The sequence below is a fragment of the Dawidia cretensis genome, from assembly GCF_018598175.1.
GTDB lineage: Bacteria > Bacteroidota > Bacteroidia > Cytophagales > Cyclobacteriaceae > Ohtaekwangia > Ohtaekwangia cretensis.
In genome coordinates this window covers 1-20,993 of the sequence record NZ_JAHESE010000047.1, presented here as the reverse complement: position 1 = coordinate 20,993, position 20,993 = coordinate 1, and the positions used below count along the sequence as shown (strand labels likewise).

Here is a 20,993-nt window from a genome sequence, read left to right as displayed (position 1 = left end):
GGAGGACGACAAAATCGTGCCATTATGAAAGATTTGCATCCGTAGCAGATGGCCACAACACCGCCTTGGGTAGTGGATGGAGGAAAACGGGCGTATCACTCGTATCTCAGTGTATCGATAGGGTTTGCTCCGGCGGCTTTCCAGGTTTGAGACGCGATGGTGGCAACTCCAAACAACGAGAAGACGGCAAGGCCGATGAGGATGTCCCACCCGTTTAAGCTGACACGATAGTATTGAATTTCAGAAAGAAGATTATCAAACAAAAGAAAACTCACCGGAATGGCGAAGCCGATCGCCCAGGCCATGAGCGTTAAAAAATCCTTCGATAACAAATAGAGGATACCGGTTTCGCTGGCACCAAAAACTTTGCGAATGCCTACTTCCTTTGTCCTGGTTTCAGTCGTGTAGATTACCATCCCCAACAAACCGAGAAGCGAAATCGAAATGGCAATCAATCCTAAAAACCCGATCATTTTCAGAAGTGCCCAATAAAATTTATTCATTTCTTCCATTTCATCATCAAAGAAATGAGCCTCGAACTTTCTGGTGTTGTTCAGCATACTCCATGTTTTTTCCATAGACGTCAGCGTGGCATGAATGTCGGGGGAGGCTACTTTTATATTAGCATACGTGAACTGCGATGGGTCTGTTCTCAGAAAAAAGCTTTTAATAGGAATTTGAAGGGGCGCAAAATGAAAGTTCTTTAGTACGCCGATTACCTCGAGTTCTTTTCCCTCTACCAGAAATGTTTTTCCAAGCGCATCGATTGGGTTTGTGATTTGCCAAACGCGGAGAAATTCTTCGTTCACCACGATATATCGTTCTGTTTGCACAGGAACGTTTGGAAAATTCCGTCCTGCCAACAACTGTAAACCCATGTTGTCAATATACTTGTGATCCACAAAGAGCTCATAAACTTTTATAGAATCTCCCCCGGCAAGCGCGCGAACCTGCGTGCTTGAATACGATGATCCCAAAATGCCGGATGACATGGATATATCCTGAACGGAAGGAAGTCGGGAAAATTCTGATTGGAATGAAGTGGGATTAGTACCCTGGAGCTCGACATCCAGTATATTTTCGGTATTGAATCCAAAATCAAAGTTCAGATTGTATCGATACTGTCGGCCCAATACAATCATCAAAACAATAAAGCAAAACGAAAGTGCAAATTGAAAAATGACCAACACTTTCCGCACGCGCATACGGGAGAAGCCTCCTGCATTCGGCTGACTTTTTAATGCCTGAATCGGATTAAGACCAGCAAAGAGCAGCGCGGGAAACACGCCTGCCAAAAAACCGGCGGCAACAGCAAAGAGAACAAACATCCCGATCATTTCCCACGTGAGGTTCAGGTCCAACCAGGTACCGGGCATCATGTTTTCGAATTCAGGCCGAATCAGTATAAACAGAATGACAGCGCCTACCAGCGAGATCATTGTTATGGCAATCGCCTCGATAATAAACTGAAGAAAGATCTGCGTTTTCCCACCACCCATTGTTTTCCGTAAGCCTATTTCTTTTGCACGTTTAAGCGACCGGGCAATGGACATATTCCCATAGTTAAAGCATGCAGGAAGGAGAATAAGAAGGCAGATCGTTCCGAACACCACGATCAGCGTATAATCGGTATCCGGACCGATTGAATTCTCCAAATCTGGTCCCGGCGTTATATCCCCGAGCGCCTGAAGCTTAAAGGTAACATGTGCGTCTTTCGATTGGCTGTATACATCGCTGGCAATACGATTTAACGATTGTTGAATTTTATCTTTATCCGATGAATTCTCCGCGAGGAGATAGATATACTGATCGTTGTACGACGTCCATTGCTCCTGATTACTCACCTCTCCGCGGACTTCAGCCGGAAGCGTGCTGAACGAAACGAGCGCCTCGAACCATAAGTGTGTTCGCTTGGGGTCTTTTATAACGCCTGTAACTTCAAAGGTACCAAGCCCGTCGATCTCAATCGCTTTGCCCAGCAGGTCGCCCGATGCTTCAATCTTCTTTGCCACCGATTCGATTAGCACAATACTGTTGGGCTTCGACAAGGCCACCTGCGGATTGCCCTGGATCATCTCAAAATCAAACACCGCGAAAAAACTCGAATCAACGTAGTACCCCTGTCGGATCGGAATATTAACCTTGTCTGAAACAACGTCGCCCCGGAACGATGCGTTGATGCGGACGATTTCTTCGATCCCCGCCGTTTCATGCTGCATGCTGGTAGCAAGGGAGGAAGGGGCGGAGGCAAGATCCTCCTTGTCTCCTCCTTTTTCCATCGTAGAAATGATCCTGTAAATACTTTCCTTCCGCGTGTGATAGTCATCGAATGAGCTTACATACGAATAAAAGGAAATCAATAGCAGGCTAACAGACATGCCCAAAGCAAGACCGAAAGCATTTATCAGCGAGAAGTATTTATACCGGGCGATATTCCGGGCGGCAACTTTGAGATAGCTTTTGAACATAACTGGCAATTTATAGCACGACTGAAATCAGCCCCGTATGTTACACCGTTTCAAGAATTTATTTTATAGTGTAAGCGCCAACGAAACCCGAATCGTTACCATCGTTTTACCGCAGCCAGTTAGGGGAGAATGTTAAGAATGGTGAAGGCTTACGACCGGCGCTCCCTGTCAAACGTGACAAGCGTTTTAGAAAGCCTGGGAAAGATCAATCCGTGAAAGGGTAAGACGCTGTACCAGTACAGCCTTCCCCATAGCCCAAGCGGCCGAAAGGTCGCTGTTTGGACGAGCGCTTTTTCACTGCCTTGCTGCTTGACGGTAAACTCCAGCCAGGCTTCTCCGGGAATCCGCATCTCCGCATATAGTATCAACCTGCCGGCCGACTTGTCGGCAAGCAGCACACGCCAGAAGTCAAGCGCGTCGCCGGTCTTTAGGTCGTCCTCACTACGACGGCCGCGACGCAGGCCCACACCACCCACCAGCGTGTCGGCGAGCCCCCGGATGCGCCACAGCAGGTTGCCGGCATACCAGCCTTGCTTGCCACCCAGCGACCAGATGTTTCGGATCACCTCCTCGGTCGGTCGTGTAAAGGGCACTTCCCGTCGGTCGGTCAATACCCCATGGGTGGGCACCTCCAGGTTATCGCCCGACTCCCGGTCGTGCCGGGGCAGGTAGTTGGCGTCGCGCCAACTGGAGACAACATTTCGGTGGCTGATTTTTTCGAAGGCCAGCTGCAAGGCTTCGGTATAACTAAACAGCCTGGTGTCTACAATCGACTTGATTCGCGCATCGCGACAAACCACCTCATTCATCATGCTGCTGACCAACGTCCGTGCCAGGGCAAAAGACGTTGAGGTAACTAACACCAGCCAAAGAGAAGAGAGCTTCGGTGTTAATACCGGCACAGTGATGATAGTGCGTTTCAACTGCCGCACGTAGGCGTAGGTCAGGAGCATCTCTTTATAGGTGAGTATCTCCGTGCCGCCGATGTCGAACGTCTGACCAAAGGCCTCCGGCTTTAACATGACACCCACCAGGTATTCCAGCACATTGCGGATGGCGATCGGCTGGCACCGCGTCCGCAACCAGCGCGGAGCAATCATGACGGGAAGCTTCTCGACCAGGTCGCGGATGATTTCAAATGAAGCGCTGCCGGAGCCAATGATGATTGCCGCTCGCAGCACGGTCAGCGGCACCGTGGATTTTGCCAGGATGTCTTCAACACCCTTCCGGGACGTGAGGTGCCGCGACAAGCTACTGTCGTTCACAATACCGCCCAGGTATATAATCTGCCGTGCCGCTGTGTCATTCACCATGCGAACAAAATTGGTCGCAGAAGTAGCCTCCGATTGCTGGAAATCACCATCCCCCGCACCCATCGAGTGGACCAGGTAAAACGCCACATCGATGTCTTTCGGAATCGCATCCGTTGATCGCCCTTCCAGTAAATCGCCCTCGATCACCTCGATCTGCTGTCGTTGCACAGGCGTAAAAGCATCGATGCAAGCTTCCGGCGCTGCCGTACGAAGCAAACAACAGTGTGTCCGGCATCCAGCAAAACCGGCAGCAGGCGACGGCCAATGTACCCGGTCGAGCCGGTCAGTAATATCTTCATCTCCAGGTTCGTTCAGGAATCTAACATGATATCCGACGGATTGTTCTACGAATCCAAATTTGATGATCACGTGTTAACCACCTGTTGCATCACTTTTAACAGGTTGTTGTGAAACAATTTTCGTTAGTTTGAAAAAATGGAATCAGGAGGTCCCACGGAGGGATGAGGAGTTGCGGGACGATTCGGAGCCGGGACGAAAAAAAGGCATTCTTCGCCGGGGATCCTTCGAGTCTGCCACAGGGTTCCCCCATAGATGTTCCACACATGAACCACGGATGATCTACGCTTTATAGGAGTAGGACATGCCTGGGTCAGGGCTGAAACCAGCGAGGTTAGAACCCAGGTTAAATTGGCACCATGAGGCCATCCTGCGGACACAGTATTGGCTAAAGGCAGTCCTACTTACCTGAATTGCTGGCGCAAGTCTTCCGACCGAAGGAAGGGCGACTTGTGCCTATTCCCGTTGCCAGTCTTCAGACTGGCGTGCATTTCAAACTCCCAGGCACTTCACTATATTCGCAGTCAACCGCCTGTATATGGGAATCCCGTCAAAACTAATCTGGCTTGCACTACTCGCCGTAGCCGGAACCTCTTATGTCATTTATCGTAAGATCATCGCCGCCGTCGACAAGTCCTCCGTCGGCAACCTAATCAATGCGCTAAAAAAGAACAGTGCAAAAGCGAAAGACGTCGCCGGAACACTCGACATCCCGTACGGAAAGCGCGAAAGCTTCTCAAACCAGGATTTTGAGAAACTACAATCCGCGCTTCAAGCCACTTCGAAAATAGGTGATTATACCATCCTGCACCAAACCAACGTCGACGCCTCCGAATACCTTCTCATCACAGAGATCGCCTACGCTGACTTTGATATCGGCGTAACGGGCAATCCCACCGACGTCAAAAAGAGCGCTTATCACTTTTTCGCTCTTCGATCCGAACCGAGCAATAACACATTATCTGTTTGGTCCAACTTATACAGTGACACCACGTCTAAGTTTCAAAAAGAAGCTTTCAGCAAAGTAATAACGATCATGCAAACTGGCGCGTAAAATAAGTCGAGAAACCTCATCTGCCGGTGTACATCACTTCTACCATCCGGCTTACAATATCCCTTAAAATTACAACTCCTAGCACGGTGAGCTTCGCGGACCAAATTGAATGGATATCCGAAACCAAAGGAGATGGATTAGGCTCCGACATCCTTTCTCGAAATACCAACGGCACCGATCGATACATTGAAGTAAAAGCTACAAAGCTCACCAAGGAAACGCCGTTCTATTTCACAGCACTGGAATACCACTTCGCGAAACACAACAGCACAAATTTCTTTTTGTATCGCGTATTCAATTTGACAGACCGGCCCAAACTCTTTATCGCCAACGGAGCCTATGATGAATTCTGTAACCTGAGTCCAACACAGTTTAAAGCCACTTTCTAAATAAGCTCAGCACGATTCACAACCAAAGCCCATCGACTAGCTTTGCCGTGCCGAATCCAATACCACTATCTACCGCGATTCAAACATACCCGCAGCGCGAGACAAACCATAACAACAGTTCCCACATGTTCCCATGTATTCCTATTTGTTCCCTTTTGTTCCTATATGTTCCCAACAGTTCCCGGAAAAGGATACCAAAGCCTTGCAAAAAATGAAACGATATCAGTACTTGGAGGGAGAGAAAAAACAAGCGCGGGATACTCCCTACTAAAGCCCTACTTAAGCCGTACTAAAGCCCTATCAAAGCCCTATGCGTACAACGACAAAAAAACACCAATCTGGCGCAAGTCTTCCGACCGAAGGGAGGGCGACTTGTGCCTACCCCAATGCCAGTCTTCAGACTGGCAAGGCACCATGTGAACGCCTGCCACGAAAGAACAACAGGCGAATCATAAATCCGAAACCTTCTTCCGTATAGGAGCCGAAGGGACTGCTGCATACCACCAGCGACGCATCATCTCTGCGCTCACGCGTACCGCCGAAGAACGCTACGCTGATTTATCGAGACGTATCCAGCCCTGGTCAATCGCCTGCCGCAATATGTGCTTGCCTCCTACTTAGGCATGACCACACAATTCCTCTCCCGGATCAGAAAAACAATGACAAAAACGTCTAACGATCTCAATTAAACGACTTCCGATACTCCATTGGCGTCACACCCGTCTTTCTCTTAAAGAGCTTATTGAACGACTGCGGCTGACCAAAACCAAGCTGGTACGCAACTTCAGCAACGGTAAGAGTACCGACACTCAGCATTTCCTTTGCCTTCTCGATCACCATACTATGGATGTGTTGCTGCGTGTTCTGCCCCGTCACCGAACGCAACATATCACCCAGGTAATGCGGAGAGACATGTAGTGCGTCCGCGATCTGCTGCACGGTGGGTAGCCCCTCGTTTACCTGCTCACCAGCGAAATGATCCGACAAGATTTTCTCCATGCGAGCAATCAAATCATTATTAACCACCCGTTGCGTAATGAACTGCCTGTTGTAAAAGCGGTTGCTCACCGCAAGAAGTTGCTCTATCTGCGTGATGAGTATATCCTGACTGAAGGCATCAATATTATTATTGAGCTCGTCCTGCATGCTATTGAATAAAGCCTCAACCACTTTCTTTTCCTTCGCCGACAGAAACAACGCTTCGCTCGTCGAATAATGAAAAAAACCGTATTGCTGAATCGTATTCATCAGTGGATATTTCCGCAGAAAATCCGGATGGAAGAATAATGAATAGCCCTCGTAGCCATATTCCGTATCGGGTGTGAAAACAATCTGGCGCGGCGCGATGAATGCCAGACCGCCGTCTTCAAAATCATAATAGCTCTGACCGTATTTTATCTTTCCAGAAAAGCTCGTCTTGAATGATATTTTATAAAAGTCCAACGAGATGCGGTCACCCGGCGTACCGATCTGTCTGTTCTGTGCATCATACTTCATAATAGAAATAAGCGGATGCGCCGGACTGGGCTGAATCAAATACCGCATGAGCTCAGCGATACTGTTGAACGCGTATATTGTTGAATGATTCATCGCGAAATACTCTAATTCTGAACCGACGGCCGGATCGTAATATCGCCAATTTCCACGTCCGCTGGCTGGCTTATTGCAAAAGCAACTGTATGGGCAATACTTTCCGGTGAAATTGACATCGTATCCATAAAGGACTGGATGCTGTCTCTCGTCTTCGAATCCCGGATGCTCTGCGCAAGTTCCGTGTTCACGACCCCGGGTGATATGCCCGTAATCCGGATCTTGCCATCGGACTCCTGCCGGAATGCTTCTGTTACGGTACGCACCGCATTTTTTGTGGCTGCGTACACCCCCATCGTGGGCGAGATCTTAAGACCCGACGTAGAAATAATATTGACTATATGACCCGATTGCTGTTTTTGAAATACGGGGATCGCGGCTGCCATGCCATACAACACACCTTTCAGGTTTATATCAATCATCGCCTCCCACCCTGCTACATCCACCGCGTCAATCCGCGAAAGCGGAGCCACCCCCGCATTATTGACGATCACATCCAGACGACCGAAATGGTCACAGGATTGCTGTACCAAATTCAAAAGATCCGTGCGTACGCTCACATCCGTCACAACGGAAATCGCTTCACCACCTGCCGTCTGAATCTCAGCCTCAATTTTTTCCAATTGATCTGCACGCCGGGCGCCCAACACCAGTTTGGCGCCTTGTTTGGCCAGTACCAGCGCAATGGCTTTTCCAATACCACTACTCGCGCCGGTCACGGCGACAACTTTTCCTGTTAGTTTAGTTTCCATCTTAATTTTTATTCAAAATTAGCGGAACGCTAAAAAACAGTCAGTGTCCTAAATGGAGCACGCTGTTGCCAAAACGGATCTGAAAATCACTGCTTCGACCGACGGTTGCTAAAACTCAATGACAGGCCTCATCTCCATCCCCGCAACAATATCTTTTATGACGCCCGCCATAGCCTCGGGCTTAACCCACTTTGAGAAGTCGGCATTCGGCATGAAGCCGCGGTTTGTCTCCGTATCGATAGTACCCGGTAGCAAAATATGAGAAGTAATTCCAGACGCCTTTTCCGATTCATTGATCAGCGTCGAAAAATTATACAACAGCTGCTTCGACAGAGAATACGCCAGCGTGTTACCCGCGCCTTTAAAATCCATCGCCGCCTTAGAACCTACAAAAATAAGTTTGCCCCCGCCAACGGTCTTATAATACGCAATCAGCTCTTGGGCCGTGTTGAACGCAGTCGCAAAATTCACCTGGATCATGGAGTGAATATCCTCCATCGACGTCTTGGCCAGATTGCCCGCCGCAAAGCCGCCCGCCAGAAAAACACCCGTCCGGATGCTCTTGCCAACGTTGATAACGTTCTGCACAAAGGCCCCGGCCTGTGCACTGTCCGTTAACTCCGTCGGGTAATGCGATACATTTCCAACACCCGCCACTTCCTTCCGTACCGCGAGGTGTACGTGATAACCTCCATCAGCCAAAACCTTCACGACTGTTTTACCCAGATTACCGGTGCCCCCGGTCAGCAGAATATTTTCCATAACTCAAATATACAATCTCTCCCAACAAAATCACGCGCTACTCCGCCCGTAACGACTCTGTCGGCCGTGCCAACGCCACACGCAGCGACTGCAAGATCACCGTTATCATAGCAACACTCAGTGTACACAAACCTGCCACGATAAAAATCACCCACGACAGCTCGATGTGATAAGCAAAGTTTGTGATCCAAATGCTTAAAGCATAATACGCTATTGGCAACGACAGCACAGTCGCCAGGCCAACCAGTTTAACAAAGTCACGTGACAGCAACGAAACAACCTGTCGGGCAGATGCTCCCATGACCTTACGAATCCCAATCTCCTTTGTCCGTTGATTGGCAGAAAATGAAACAAGCCCCGAAAGCCCAAGACACGCAATAATCACCGCGAGCCCCGTTGCGGCCGTGACAAGCGCCCCCAGTTTCATCTCCGACTCATACTATTGTCGAATCCGGTCGTCGAGAAAGTAATACTGAAAAGGCGCATCGGGATTCACTTTCTTCCACACTGCCTGAATAGCGGAAATGACCTCGGGAGTCCGTTGAGTCCGAACAAATGTCAGATTCATGTCGTAGCTGGGATATAACACCAGCGGAGATACCTTCTCATACAGCACGTCATGATTAAAATCGCGCACAACGCCAGTAATATACCCGTTGCGCCATACTTCGGAACCGCCGTTTAACGGCGGCACAAACATCGAAAAAGGTTTGCCAATCGCCTCCTCGGCAGTCCACCCAAGATCATGCACCGCCGATTCGTTCAGCACAAAGGCTTCCTGCTCATCCTTCATCGAACCTTCTGCAAAAGGCAGACCTGCAACCAGCGTAATTCCCATCGTTTCAATAAAGCCCGGTGTCACACCATAGTATGCCATTCGATTCGTAGAATCCGTCACAATACCCTCCGCCCGAAACGAACTCGCCGGCAGCGGCGCAGGAAATACCTGCGGAACACCCGCTACCTGCTCTACTCCCGCCACGGACCGAAGCGACTGCTTCAACACCGGAAATCCATCGCCATCCAAAACAATAACTTGCTCCTGATCAAATCCCAGTTCCTTGCTTTGGATATAACGAAGTTGAAGCAACACAACAACCATCCCCGTCAGGAAGAATGTAGAAATCATAAACTGAAAAACGATCAATCCTTTTATAACCAACGGACTGGAAGCACGCACGCCTCCCGAGCCCTTCAACGAGCTCACCGGCTTTAACCGTGTCAGGAAAAACGCCGGATACGACCCTGCACAAAAACTAATAAATAACACCACCATAAAAGACCCACCCAGCCAAGATATACTAAACAGGTCAGGCAGTTGAATCTGCTTACCGGTGAATTGGTTAAAGGCTGGTATCATGGAAGCAGCCAACGCATTGGCAATCACCCACGCCATCACCGTGGTGATAAGCGCTTCACCAAAGAACTGCTCCACCAGCTGACGCCGTACAGCCCCCAGGGTTTGCCGCATGCCTACTTCCCGCGCACGGGTGGTTGCACGCGCCGTCGTGAGGTTTGTAAAATTTACTCCGGCCAAGAGCAAAATAAAAAGTGCCGCAGTACCCAGGATATATAAATATGAAAGATTGCCCCCCGAACTAAACTCGCCTTTTAAGTCCGAATGCAAATGAATGCTTGCCAGAGGCTGCAACGCCACCGTTGCCGGTGAATCCGTTACATTCTTTTTAACCAACTGACTTACGGCATCCTCCAGCTGACTTGCGGTCGTTCCTGATTTTGTCAGAATGTACGTATAGAATACCGGCATGTCCCATCGTTCATCGACGCGATCACCCATGACCAGCTGCAGCGTTGGCAGCGATATCAAAAAATCAAACTGAAGATGCGAGTCGTGCGGTACATCTTCCATGACGCCGGTGACCGTCAAATCATCCCCCCAGAACTTCATCTGCTCACCCAACGGATCTTTTGCCCCAAAATATTTCGTCGCCATCGACTGTGTCAGCACAACCGAGTTTTTCGGAATAAGCGCTTTCGTCGGATCACCTGCGACAAACGGCCAGGTAAAAACATCAAACACATCCGCATCGGCAAACACCACACCCGACTCGACAAACACCACGTCCTGATGCCGCATCTTCGCAGGCGAGAACAGCGGCCACAAGCGCACCGCGCGCTCCACCAGGTGCGGATAGGTTGTCGTCAAGGCTGGCCCCAGTGCCGGCGGCATCTTCGCCCAATCTTCGGCTACTGCCCGGTAAATTCGATCTGCGTTAGTATGATAACGATCATAGCGCAATTCATCCGCTATATACAACCCAATCAGCAAGCAACTGGCAATCCCGACGGCAAGTCCACCGATATTGACGAACGAGTGTATTTTGCTTCTTAAGAGGTTTCGCCAGCCGACCGTAAAATAGCTTTTAAACATACACGTGGGTTTTGGGCATTGTATCGATAAGAATTATGCCATCTATCCAAAACGGGGTAACCCAGCCAATTTTATCACATACAATATATCCTATTGTCCGATTCTGAACAAGCCCGTCCGGAAGCGACCCTGTGACTTTTTCGTCGTAAGGCATTTATATCAAACCAGATATGAAATACACGATCACGGCGGCCTGTTGGCCGCTCCTGCCGCTAATACTCGTCGTCACCGCCTGTCAACAACCAGCGCCTGTTACGATCGGCAAAAGCGATTCCCTGACGATAATCGATTCAACAACCTTGCCCGAAGACGCAGAATACCACCGATTCCATGAATGGCGTACCACGGCGTATTATCCCATCTATTACATTGGTCAAGTGACCGACTCGCTTTTTTTGGGGAGGGAACCAATACCTCGGTCAACGTACTCCGAGCATGACACGGGTAGCGTTTTGGACCGTGCCGACATAAAAATTGCAGTAATTGACAGCACGAATGTAAAAATAGTGGTTGACACCTTGCTGGCGTTACCGCACGCATATCGCTACTACGATAAGTATGCCAAAGAAGTATCCGACTCAACTCAGTATTATGAATCCTTCGCGGTTTTGATATATAATTACGCGAAGGCCCCACTGTATGTTGCGTCATTTTCGGAACTTAGGCATACAGTCCGGCAGACAAAAGATTCTCTGGGAAACTGGGTGGACATTGAGAACCAGATTTCTTATTGGTGTGGAACTGGCTCACAAGCCAAATTTATTCAGCCCGGCCAAATGCTAGTCGCAAAAGCCCTTCGCAAAAAAGGCAATCTAAAGGTCGAATGCCGTCTCCGGTTTCATTACTACGGAAACGATGTTTATTCTAACATCTATCTTGACTATATTGACAATGCCAAGATTCGAGAATGGCAGCAAATAAGGGAATCGGCCAAAAAGTATGATCTGCCCATGCCGCCTCCGATACAACGCCCAGAACGATAAAATACGAATATATGTCTTCCATCGCTACCTTCCGTCTACTGGAAACGGCCAAGCTACCCGCACTACAAGCAAACGCCGAGATCAAAGTTCAAAAGACCTGGTTATCGAAAAAGACTATCGACACATACCACAATTGGCTTCAAGCCAATAGTCGTGAGGTAGTTGACTTTCACTATTCAGGTCATGCCTTTGCCACACTACTACCATTTCTGGAGGAGCAAAAGGAAATTAACCTGTGGGAAAGTGAGCGGCACGACATCGCGGATGACGTTTCGCAAAAGCGTGGAGATACCACGCTCATCCTAACCTACCAACACCGTCAACAGTATCTCGACAAATTAGCGCCGGAGCTGGTTACACAGGGAGAGCTGCTGGCCTTCAACAAAGAGTTTGCAGAAGAAGGTGACCCGGCGCTGGTGGAAGCAGAAATCGCCGGGATCAAAGCTTTGCGCGATAGCCTGGCATTACTGCAAGATGACACACACGTCATTCTGCTGTCAATCGCCTAGAACGACACATTCTGCTCATCACTTCTCCCGGATCTTCTTCTTATGGTTCCTCCCCCATTTGATCATGGCATTGATCACGTCGCCGAGTGACTTAGAATAAGCCGTAGCCGAATACTCCACCGTGATCGGTTTGGTATTACACACCTTCCGACTGATCAGCTTGTTTTGCTCTAACTCATTCAGCTCTTTCGAAAGAATCCGGGCAGAGATACCGGTGAGCTTCACCAGCTCCCCAAAGCGCTTGGTGCCAAACCTGACGAGAATGGAAAGGATCATCATCTTCCACTTTCCACCCACGACATACAAGGTATCTTGTACAGCAAAGTGAGCATCATCGCATTCGGTTTTTGCGTGTTTTACCATGGTAACCTATTTGTAACAGGTAACAAAGTTAGCAAGCCTGCCGCTAGTTTCGCATTCATAATTCAAAAAAATATATGAGTGCATTTAAAAATAAGATAGCGGTCGTCACCGGCGGCAACAGCGGCATCGGATTTGCCGCGGCACAGGAATTAAAGTCTCAGGGAGCACAAGTAGTCATTACAGGCCGAAGGAAAGAAGCGTTGCAGGCCGCGGCAACGTCGCTGGGTGTAGATCACTATACCAGCGATCAAAGCAATCTCACGGACACAGACGCGCTCGTGAAGTACGTATCTTCGCAGTATGGCAAGGTTGACGTGCTTATCGTGAACGCAGGCGTTGCGTCGTTTCAACCGATCGCAATCACATCGGAAGATGTGTTTGACTCCCTGATGAATATAAACTTCAAAGGTGCTTTCTTCACCCTCCAGAAATTTCTTCCCATCCTGAACGACGGCGCCTCGGTTGTCTTAATTTCATCTAACAGCGCCACATTGTCAATGCCCGGCACGTCGGTTTATTCGGCCAGTAAGGCTGCGCTCAACACGCTCATGCGTATTGCCGCCGTTGAATTTGCTCCCAGGAAGATTCGCGTAAATGTCATCAATCCGGGCCCGACCGAAACCGAGATGGTGCACAAGTTCGGCTTTGATGAACAGACCCTGAAGGGCATGCGGGAGGCAATTGTGCAACAAATCCCACTATCGAAAACGGGGACCGCCAAAGATGTCGCCATCCTGGCCTTGTACCTGGCCAACAACGAAACGTCGTCGTTCATCACCGGCGCGGAGTTCTTTATAGATGGTGGAATGAATATAAAATAACATACGTATGAGCTCCAAAGCAAAAAACATAACAGGCTGGATAATATCCGGCGTCGTATCACTCGCGCTGGCGGGTTCTGCATTGGATAAGATCATTTTATCACAGCACGCCATACAGATGGGAACATCCTTCGGACTCTCGCTGGAGACCTATCGCATACTGGGCATCATCGAGATACTCTCTGCTATATTGTTCGTCATTCCCCGAACCGCCGTTCTCGGACTCCTCCTGCTTTCATCGTACCTGGGCGGCGCCATCACGACACATTTGCTGCACAACCAGGGCATGCTATTTCCTGCGATGTTGGAAAGCTTGATCTGGATCGGCGCATGCCTGCGTTTGCCCGAGTTGACTGAGCGGGTTTTGCAGAAAAATTGAAAAAGCTGATTAGTCGCGAAAACCATCTGGATGCTCCAGGTGGTTTTTTGTTTCTCTCCCCTCTTGGTTTTCGATGCACGATTTCGGATTTTGACATCTGGAATCTACCGCTATGCCCCGCATCATCGAATATACCGACGCCCACGCTTCCGACTTCAAACGCATCAACGTGGCGTGGCTCGAAAAATATAACCTCCTCGAAGACCACGACCTCCAAATGCTCGATGACCCACGCGGCACCATCATCAATCACGGCGGCGTAATCTACCTCGCAGAAGACAGCGGCAGTATTATAGGCAGCGCCGCCCTCATCCACGAGCACGACGGCATCTACGAGCTCGCCAAAATGACCGTCGTACCTACCTGGCGCGGAAAAGGCATCAGCAAACTACTCCTGGAAAAATGTATTGACACAGCCCGCACGTTGGGTGCTAAAAAGATAGTGCTCTTCTCCAACGACCAGCTCCAAACAGCAATCGCTTTATACCAACAATACGGATTCAAGCACATCGCCGTAACAGACAGCCCCTTTACGACAGCCAACGTAAAGATGGAGCTAGTCTGGTAAGTGGCCTCCTAAACAAAGAAAATCAGGCCTTCTAAACAAAGTCTGCCGGCGCGACTCCCGCTAGTTTTGTTCCATAAAACAGAAAACACCATGGAACAAGTAACAAAAAGCAACTACTCCGGAGCGCAGCAACACCCTATAGGATCAGGTTTTACCGCCGCATCCACCGCCGACGATGTACTAAAAGGCATCGACCTGACCGGCAAAGTCGCCATTGTCACCGGCGGCTATGCCGGACTGGGTCTGGAAACCGTACGGGCATTTTCGGCCGCCGGCGCTACCGTGGTCGCGCCGGTACGCGACCGTAAAAAAGCCGAAGCAAACCTGAAGGGTATAAAGAACGTCACCATCGAAACCATGGACCTGATGGACCCCGCCACCATCGATGCCTTTGCTACAAAATTCTTAGCAACACACAAAGCCCTACATATCCTGGTGAACAACGCCGGCATCATGTGGGTACCCCTGCGACGCGATGCAGCGGGCAACGAGTCGCAGCTATCCACCAATCACTTCGGACACTTTCGACTGACTGCGCGACTTTGGCCAGCGCTCAAAAATGCAAAGGGCGCCCGCGTCGTGAACGTATCCTCCTGGGGACATCATCGTTCAGACATTCACTTCGAAGACCCCAACTTTGAGACCCGCGCGTACGATTCGTTCGAAGGCTATGGACAATCCAAGACAGCCAACATCCTGTTCACCGTAGAGCTCGACGAGCGCGGTAAACAATATGGTGTACGCGCGTACACCCTGCATCCCGGCGCCATTGTCGACACCGACTTAAAGCGGGAGACCACGCCCGAGCTGCTCATCCAACTCGGCGTGCACGACCAGGACGGTAATGCCATCCTCGACCCTGCCCGCGGCCTGAAGACCATCGCGCAGGGTGCCTCCACGCAAGTATGGTGTGCCACCAGTCCAGCATTGCAAGACCTCGGCGGCGTGTACTGCGAAGACAACGAAGTGGCTGTCATCGACAGAACCTATCAAGGTTGGCGGCCGGAGAATGGATCGCTGCGCGGCGTGATGCCCTATAGCCTCGACCGGGAGCATGCCCAACAGCTTTGGACACTGACCGAGCGCATGACGGGTGTGACATTTGATGTCACCAAATAGTACACTCTTTACAAAGACGGCAGCGGGAATCTCTGGCTGTCCGTCTTTGTTTACCTTTGTATTACTATCCACACGTCATGGCCGAACGACAACAGAACCAATTCGTCGAGATCGTTTTCTCCTGCGTTGACGACAAATTCTACAAAGACGAGATCATACTCGATCACCACTCCCTGGCACGCGTCATCAGCGGTGAAATGAAGATCATCCAGGCCGACAGCACCTTTTTGCTCGGGCCTGGCAGCACGTTTTTATATCCGCGTAACCAACCCGCCACCGTCATTAAGTATCCCAAAGACGGCCAGCGCTTTCAGAGTGTGTCAATGAAGCTCACGCACGAGCGACTAAAAGATTTTTATACCCGCAACCCGTTTCAAACACCGCTACCACGCACCGACAAGATCCGGCACTTTGAAGAACATCCGTTGCTGATAAGCTTCTTCGCTTCGCTCATGCCATACTTCGATATGCCCCATGCGTTGCCACCGAAGATGGCCGATGTAAAACTGGAAGAAGCAATCACCATTCTGCGTAGCATGGACCCCGACATCGACGGCCTGCTCGCCGACTTCGAAGAACCCGGCAAAATCAACCTGGCCGAGTTCATGGAAAAGAACTATCGCTTTAACCTCACACTCGAAAAGTTCAGCTACCTCAGCGGCCGCAGCCTGACCACTTTTAAACGGGATTTCAAGAAAATCTTCGATACCACGCCGCAAAGGTGGCTCACCCACAAAAGGCTGCAACTGGCCCACTACCAGCTCTCCGAGAAGCAGCGCAGGCCGGTAGAAGTATATTTTGAAGCCGGTTTTGAAGATCTTTCCCATTTCTCTTTCGCATTTAAAAAGCAATTCGGTTATTCACCCAATAGCCTGCTCAAAAGAAACCATCAGGCTACCTCCTAGCCATGGCAGCTTGCAAATCATGCCATTTTGATTTTTGCCCAACAAGAATTACTATAGCTGCATGAAGACAGTTCCCACACTCTACGAATGGGCCGGCGGCATGCCCGTATTCGAAAAGCTCATGGAATCATTTTACGACAAGGTGCTGCAAGACCCATTGCTGGAACCGGTCTTTAAACACATGTCTCCCGATCACCGTTTACACGTCGCACATTTCGTCGCCGAAGTTTTCGGCGGACCCAAGTTCTATAGCACCGCCGAAGGCAGCCACTTCAAAATGATCCAGAAACATATCGGCAAACACCTCACCGAAGCCCATCGTAAACAATGGATAAAGCTGCTGGTCGAAACTGCCGATACACTGGCGCTCCCCGACGATCCCGAATTCCGCTCCGCCTTCATGGCCTACCTGGAATGGGGCACGCGCTTGGCCGTCATGAACTCAAACCTCGAAGAATCACCCGTCGATGCCAATGAACCTATGCCCGCCTGGGGCTGGGGCGTGCCTGGCGGACCATACGTGCCTTCTTAGAATAAATTTTAATAGTATAGTTACTGGCGCGCCGTCGACAAATCTGGCGCGAGTCTTAGCCCGTCTCGGGCGGAGACTCGTGCCCGGTATGGCGCGGAGTCTTCAGACTCCCCAACGGTAACGTCGTAGTGAATTCCCATCATACCCGTCGACCGCCAACAACGAAGTACTATCTTCTCGACAGAACAGCTCTCCACATCTCCCCCTCAGCCACTTCCTTTATTACCGCATTGCGTTTAGTCAGGAGCTCGCGCATATACCTTTCCAGAATTAATTTGTTCGCCATCACTCCGAGTATGCCCGCCGGCGACTCAAATTCAAATCTATCCTTCATGATTGTATCATCGCCCGAGCTTTCAAAGACGTGATCATGGCAGATCCTCTTAAAAGCCCCCTTCACCATCTCGTCGCGAAAATAAACGGGATATTCATACCCCGTAATTTTAGAAGTCAACGTCTGGGTCACACCAAAATGCCGCGCACGCCAGGTTACATGCTGCCCCATACCGATCAAACCTGATGTTACACCATCGACAGCCTCCTCTTCTGTGCCTTCTGTCGAAAGCTTATGCAAATCAATACTGCGCGCCAAATCAAAACACCGCTCGATGGGCGCATGGATAACAGTCGTTAATTCAATCAGTGGCATTCTACCAGATTATACGATAAAGAAAACCCTGGGTTATCAAAGTTTCAATAAATATTGAAACTTTAAGCTAATCTTATTCGTGTACTAGAGCAAATGCCCGAAACCATGACCGAATCATTTCTCGTAAAACTGATCTTTTGGGCTGGAATCGGCCATTTTATCTTATGCCTCGCCAGCCTGCTCATTCCCAAAGCGCTGCAGTGGCGTAAACATCTGAAAAATCTGCAACCACTATTACGCCAAATGTTTTGGACCTATGCAGGCTATATCCTCGTTATCAATTTCTGTTTCGGGATTGTCTCTGTCTGGGGAGGAAATGAATTAGTAGGACATTCTTTCCTGGCAAAAAGCATGACGTTATTTATAGCACTGTATTGGCTCACCCGGATCGGGATTCAATTCCTGTACTTCGATCGATCGCAAGCCCCAAAGGGATTTATATACACACTGGGCGAGATCGGCCTGGTCGGCATGTTCGCCAGTTTCACCTTCATCTATTTCCTCGCATTCTTTCACACGCTTGCATGAACACACTCGCCATTTTCCTTTCGGTTTATATACTCCTACTGATCACCGTTGGCTATTATCTCCCGTTCCTAAAGGAGAAATTAATAGCCCGCGCATTGGCATGGATAATCGCATGCATCACCGTATGGTTTTCCTCTTTTATCACAACCGATCAGCCCGCCCTATTGAGAATGGTTGTCATCGTATTCCTACAGTTGTTATCCATGAAAGTGCTGGTGGTCGTAGAAACATACTCAGGAGAGAACCGCCTAAAAGTATTTCAGTGGCTGGCATTCGCCCTCGGCTGGTTCGGCATGCGGGCCGCTCCCTTCGAGCAACTGCCAGGTGCTCCCCTACCCTACGGCAAACTCATGATAAAGGGAGTGATCCGAATCGCAATAGGACTGGCACTTTTATACTTCTCCATGACTGCAGAACACTTTGCCATCGCGACTACACTCTTTGTTCCGCAGCTTCTATTGCTTGTCGGAATCAGCATGATTCTGCATTTCGGCGTTCTCAATCTATCGACGGCAGCCTGGCGCGCACAAGGCGCCGATGTACAAGAGCTTTTCCGGTCGCCCTATAAATCGACATCGTTGCGTGAGTTCTGGGGCAAACGTTGGAATATGGCTTTCTCGGAAATGACCGCACAGATAACGTACCGACCCTTGAAACGAACGATGAGTACCGAGCAAGCCATGCTGCTCTCGTTTCTGCTATCCGGATTGCTACATGAAATAGCGATCTCGTTACCGGTAAATGCCGGCTACGGACTTCCCATGCTTTATTTTACGTTGCACGCTTCGGCAATGCTTGCCGAAGCAAAGTCGACCCGATTACAACGCCTTTTGAGACACCCTATACTTTCCCATATCTGGGTAATGAGCTTGCTGATACTCCCCCTGCCGTTGCTATTTCATTCGGCGTTTATGCTTCATGTGCTCGCGCCACTGCGGAACCTGTTATTACCAACTTAGGCCGCCTGGTATTGTTCCCGCGATTTCTGTATCTCAGGCATATTCTCATTGGCCCAATCCACAAGACTTTGTAACAAAGGCAGCAAACTCCGACCACGTTCCGTCAACTCATACTCAACACGCGGCGGCACCTGCGGATAAAGCGTACGCTTCACCAAGCCATCAGCATCGAGTTTTTTAAGCGTAACCGTTAACATCTTTTCCGACACTGTCTCCATCAGACGATGCAGCTCATTAAAACGCAGTGTCCCCGCGTCACCCAAAATCAAAATCACCAGTGTCGACCACTTGTCGCCGAAGCGATCCAATACATTTCGGACAGGGCAATCGGCCGTCTCCGAATATTTTTTCAAAATATTTTCTGTCATAACCTTCTCATTGTCAACAATCATTACCTGCAGGTAAGTGCCTGACCTCGCCGTAACTTCTTGTGCAGCCAGGAACTAGCAGATACCTTTGACTTACCAAAAGTAAGTAATAAACTTTTTCACAGCAACACTCCATAGAATACCACTAAAAACGCTTAAAACATGGCAAAAACACTGATTACAGGAGCTACCGGTGGACTCGGCAGCGCCGTGGCAACCTTTCTGAAGAACAAGACCGCCGTTGAAAATATCGCCGTACTCGTACGCGACACCCAAGGCGAAAAAGCCCGACAATTCCGCGCAGAGGGCTTCGACGTCCGGCGCGGTGACTACAACGATCCGGCCTCCCTGGCCGCCGCCTTTCAAGGCATCGAAGTATTATACTTCGTATCCGGCAGCGACGTACACGCCCGCCTGCCTCAACACCAAAACGTCGTGAACGCGGCCAAAGCTGCCGGTGTAAAACATATACTCTATACCAGTACCGTCCGCAAAGACGAATCGTCTGCTGCCCCATTGCACCTGGTCGTACATGCACACGCCCAAACCGAAAAGTGGATCCAGGAATCAGGTCTGCCCTATACATTACTCCGTCATAACCTATACGCTGAAGTCGTACCACTGTTCCTGGGTACAAAAGAACAGTTGTTACAGAGCAAAACCGTATACCAGCCTACCGGTCATGGCAAAACAGCCTTTGTACCCCGCCAGGACTTCGCCGAAGCCGAAGCAAACATCCTTGCCAATCCACAGCCACACGTCAATAAAACCTACGAATTCAACGGCAGCGAAGCCATAACCTTTGCACAGGTAGCAGAGATCCTGTCAGAGATCACCGGCGAGAAAATTGCGTATGTCTCCCCCGATGCAAAAGAATTCGAGCAGACCCTCGCCGGCCACGGCGTACCCGCACCGATCGTCGCCCTGGTCTCCAGCTTCGGACAAGGCATCGCCAACGGCGAATTCGATCACAAAACAAACGACCTCGAAAAAGTCCTCGGCCGCAAAACCACCCCCGCCGCCGAAGTCATTAAGCAAGCCTATAAATAACTGGAATACATCTGGTTCGAGTCTTAGCCCCGCCGGCGGGGCGGAGACTCGGACCCAGCATGGCCGGAGTCTTCAGAAATCTGTAGTGTAATGGTCAAGTCGTAGAGAAAGATTCTTCGGAAACCCAATCCACCGGAATCCCGTATCTTTGTATTCAACGACACCCGAACGCCATGACCACCACCGACGACACCGCCCTGAAATTTCCCATCGGCCCGTTTACGACAAACTCTACTATCACCC

Annotated in this window: 24 protein-coding genes; 13 read left to right on the top strand and 11 right to left on the bottom strand. The window is 49.8% G+C overall.

Translation table 11 applies throughout. From position 1 onward, the window contains the following. Positions 1–95: 95 nt before the first annotated feature. Together KK062_RS27440 and KK062_RS31270 are read right to left on the bottom strand one after the other, a co-directional pair. Positions 96–2,468 carry an ABC transporter permease gene (locus tag KK062_RS27440; RefSeq protein ID WP_254087587.1) on the bottom strand — a complete coding sequence of 791 codons (2,373 nt, stop codon included), beginning with the start codon at positions 2,466–2,468 and terminating at the stop codon, positions 96–98. Positions 2,469–2,617: 149 nt separating this feature from the next. After that, the gene (locus KK062_RS31270; RefSeq protein WP_438836543.1) at positions 2,618–4,150 is read right to left on the bottom strand and encodes an SDR family oxidoreductase; all 1,533 of its coding nucleotides are present in this window, start codon (positions 4,148–4,150) and stop codon (positions 2,618–2,620) included. A 466-nt stretch (positions 4,151–4,616) separates the two neighbouring features. On the opposite strand from KK062_RS31270, the gene KK062_RS27425 reads away from it, so the two are divergent. Together KK062_RS27425 and KK062_RS27420 are read left to right on the top strand one after the other, a co-directional pair. Continuing rightward, the gene (locus KK062_RS27425) at positions 4,617–5,132 is read left to right on the top strand and encodes a hypothetical protein (protein WP_254087585.1); all 516 of its coding nucleotides are present in this window, start codon (positions 4,617–4,619) and stop codon (positions 5,130–5,132) included. Between the two features lie 86 nt (positions 5,133–5,218). Continuing rightward, complete coding sequence (locus tag KK062_RS27420; RefSeq protein WP_254087584.1) at positions 5,219–5,521, top strand: protein NO VEIN domain-containing protein; 303 nt, start codon at positions 5,219–5,221, stop codon at positions 5,519–5,521. A gap of 681 nt (positions 5,522–6,202) precedes the next feature. On the opposite strand, the gene KK062_RS27415 is transcribed toward KK062_RS27420, so the two are convergent. From KK062_RS27415 to KK062_RS27395, 5 genes are all read right to left on the bottom strand, one after another. Beyond that, positions 6,203–7,111 (bottom strand): helix-turn-helix domain-containing protein, encoded by a 909-nt coding sequence (locus KK062_RS27415; protein WP_254087583.1) that lies wholly within the window; start codon positions 7,109–7,111, stop codon positions 6,203–6,205. A gap of 11 nt (positions 7,112–7,122) precedes the next feature. Beyond that, the gene (locus KK062_RS27410) at positions 7,123–7,863 is read right to left on the bottom strand and encodes an SDR family oxidoreductase (RefSeq protein WP_254087582.1); all 741 of its coding nucleotides are present in this window, start codon (positions 7,861–7,863) and stop codon (positions 7,123–7,125) included. A 108-nt stretch (positions 7,864–7,971) separates the two neighbouring features. Further along, entirely contained in the window at positions 7,972–8,625 is a 654-nt protein-coding gene (locus KK062_RS27405; protein ID WP_254087581.1) for an SDR family NAD(P)-dependent oxidoreductase, read from the bottom strand. A 37-nt stretch (positions 8,626–8,662) separates the two neighbouring features. Further along, positions 8,663–9,052 carry an ABC transporter permease gene (locus tag KK062_RS27400; protein WP_254087580.1) on the bottom strand — a complete coding sequence of 130 codons (390 nt, stop codon included), beginning with the start codon at positions 9,050–9,052 and terminating at the stop codon, positions 8,663–8,665. 12 nt (positions 9,053–9,064) lie between these two features. Further along, entirely contained in the window at positions 9,065–11,017 is a 1,953-nt protein-coding gene (locus KK062_RS27395; protein WP_254087579.1) for an ABC transporter permease, read from the bottom strand. Between the two features lie 170 nt (positions 11,018–11,187). On the opposite strand from KK062_RS27395, the gene KK062_RS27390 reads away from it, so the two are divergent. Continuing rightward, positions 11,188–12,000, top strand: coding sequence for a hypothetical protein (locus KK062_RS27390; RefSeq protein WP_254087578.1), 813 nt, complete (start codon positions 11,188–11,190; stop codon positions 11,998–12,000). Positions 12,001–12,011: 11 nt separating this feature from the next. Then, a complete protein-coding gene (locus KK062_RS27385; RefSeq protein WP_254087577.1) occupies positions 12,012–12,509 on the top strand; it encodes a hypothetical protein in 498 nt (165 codons plus the stop codon). Positions 12,510–12,527: 18 nt separating this feature from the next. Here KK062_RS27385 and KK062_RS27380 read toward each other — a convergent pair whose 3' ends face one another. Then, a complete protein-coding gene (locus tag KK062_RS27380) occupies positions 12,528–12,872 on the bottom strand; it encodes a winged helix-turn-helix transcriptional regulator (RefSeq protein ID WP_254087576.1) in 345 nt (114 codons plus the stop codon). Positions 12,873–12,946: 74 nt separating this feature from the next. On the opposite strand from KK062_RS27380, the gene KK062_RS27375 reads away from it, so the two are divergent. From KK062_RS27375 to KK062_RS27350, 6 genes are all read left to right on the top strand, one after another. Continuing rightward, positions 12,947–13,693, top strand: a complete 747-nt coding sequence (locus KK062_RS27375) for an SDR family oxidoreductase (protein ID WP_254087575.1) — start codon at positions 12,947–12,949, stop codon at positions 13,691–13,693. Between the two features lie 7 nt (positions 13,694–13,700). After that, positions 13,701–14,072 carry a DoxX family protein gene (locus KK062_RS27370; protein ID WP_254087574.1) on the top strand — a complete coding sequence of 124 codons (372 nt, stop codon included), beginning with the start codon at positions 13,701–13,703 and terminating at the stop codon, positions 14,070–14,072. A gap of 112 nt (positions 14,073–14,184) precedes the next feature. Continuing rightward, complete coding sequence (locus tag KK062_RS27365) at positions 14,185–14,640, top strand: GNAT family N-acetyltransferase (protein ID WP_254087573.1); 456 nt, start codon at positions 14,185–14,187, stop codon at positions 14,638–14,640. Between the two features lie 90 nt (positions 14,641–14,730). Next, positions 14,731–15,759, top strand: coding sequence for an SDR family NAD(P)-dependent oxidoreductase (locus KK062_RS27360; protein ID WP_254087572.1), 1,029 nt, complete (start codon positions 14,731–14,733; stop codon positions 15,757–15,759). A 77-nt stretch (positions 15,760–15,836) separates the two neighbouring features. Further along, complete coding sequence (locus KK062_RS27355; RefSeq protein WP_254087571.1) at positions 15,837–16,664, top strand: helix-turn-helix domain-containing protein; 828 nt, start codon at positions 15,837–15,839, stop codon at positions 16,662–16,664. A gap of 61 nt (positions 16,665–16,725) precedes the next feature. Then, complete coding sequence (locus tag KK062_RS27350; protein WP_254087570.1) at positions 16,726–17,196, top strand: group II truncated hemoglobin; 471 nt, start codon at positions 16,726–16,728, stop codon at positions 17,194–17,196. Positions 17,197–17,365: 169 nt separating this feature from the next. On the opposite strand, the gene KK062_RS27345 is transcribed toward KK062_RS27350, so the two are convergent. Next, positions 17,366–17,845, bottom strand: coding sequence for an SRPBCC family protein (locus KK062_RS27345; protein WP_254087569.1), 480 nt, complete (start codon positions 17,843–17,845; stop codon positions 17,366–17,368). A 105-nt stretch (positions 17,846–17,950) separates the two neighbouring features. Here KK062_RS27345 and KK062_RS27340 point away from each other — a divergent pair, with 105 nt between their 5' ends. Both KK062_RS27340 and KK062_RS27335 read left to right on the top strand, forming a co-directional pair. After that, the gene (locus KK062_RS27340; protein WP_254087568.1) at positions 17,951–18,373 is read left to right on the top strand and encodes a hypothetical protein; all 423 of its coding nucleotides are present in this window, start codon (positions 17,951–17,953) and stop codon (positions 18,371–18,373) included. After that, the gene (locus tag KK062_RS27335; protein WP_254087567.1) at positions 18,370–19,332 is read left to right on the top strand and encodes an MBOAT family protein; all 963 of its coding nucleotides are present in this window, start codon (positions 18,370–18,372) and stop codon (positions 19,330–19,332) included. Before KK062_RS27340 ends, KK062_RS27335 begins: the two co-directional genes overlap by 4 nt. Here the strand turns inward: KK062_RS27335 and KK062_RS27330 are convergent. Further along, positions 19,329–19,724, bottom strand: a complete 396-nt coding sequence (locus tag KK062_RS27330; protein WP_254087566.1) for a winged helix-turn-helix transcriptional regulator — start codon at positions 19,722–19,724, stop codon at positions 19,329–19,331. The two genes, KK062_RS27335 and KK062_RS27330, sit on opposite strands and share 4 nt — an antisense overlap. A gap of 138 nt (positions 19,725–19,862) precedes the next feature. Between KK062_RS27330 and KK062_RS27325 the strand changes: the two genes are divergently transcribed. Beyond that, a complete protein-coding gene (locus KK062_RS27325; RefSeq protein ID WP_254087565.1) occupies positions 19,863–20,750 on the top strand; it encodes an SDR family oxidoreductase in 888 nt (295 codons plus the stop codon). A gap of 23 nt (positions 20,751–20,773) precedes the next feature. On the opposite strand, the gene KK062_RS27320 is transcribed toward KK062_RS27325, so the two are convergent. Further along, the coding region (locus KK062_RS27320) for a hypothetical protein (RefSeq protein WP_254087564.1) at positions 20,774–20,993 on the bottom strand (220 nt) is incomplete at its 5' end.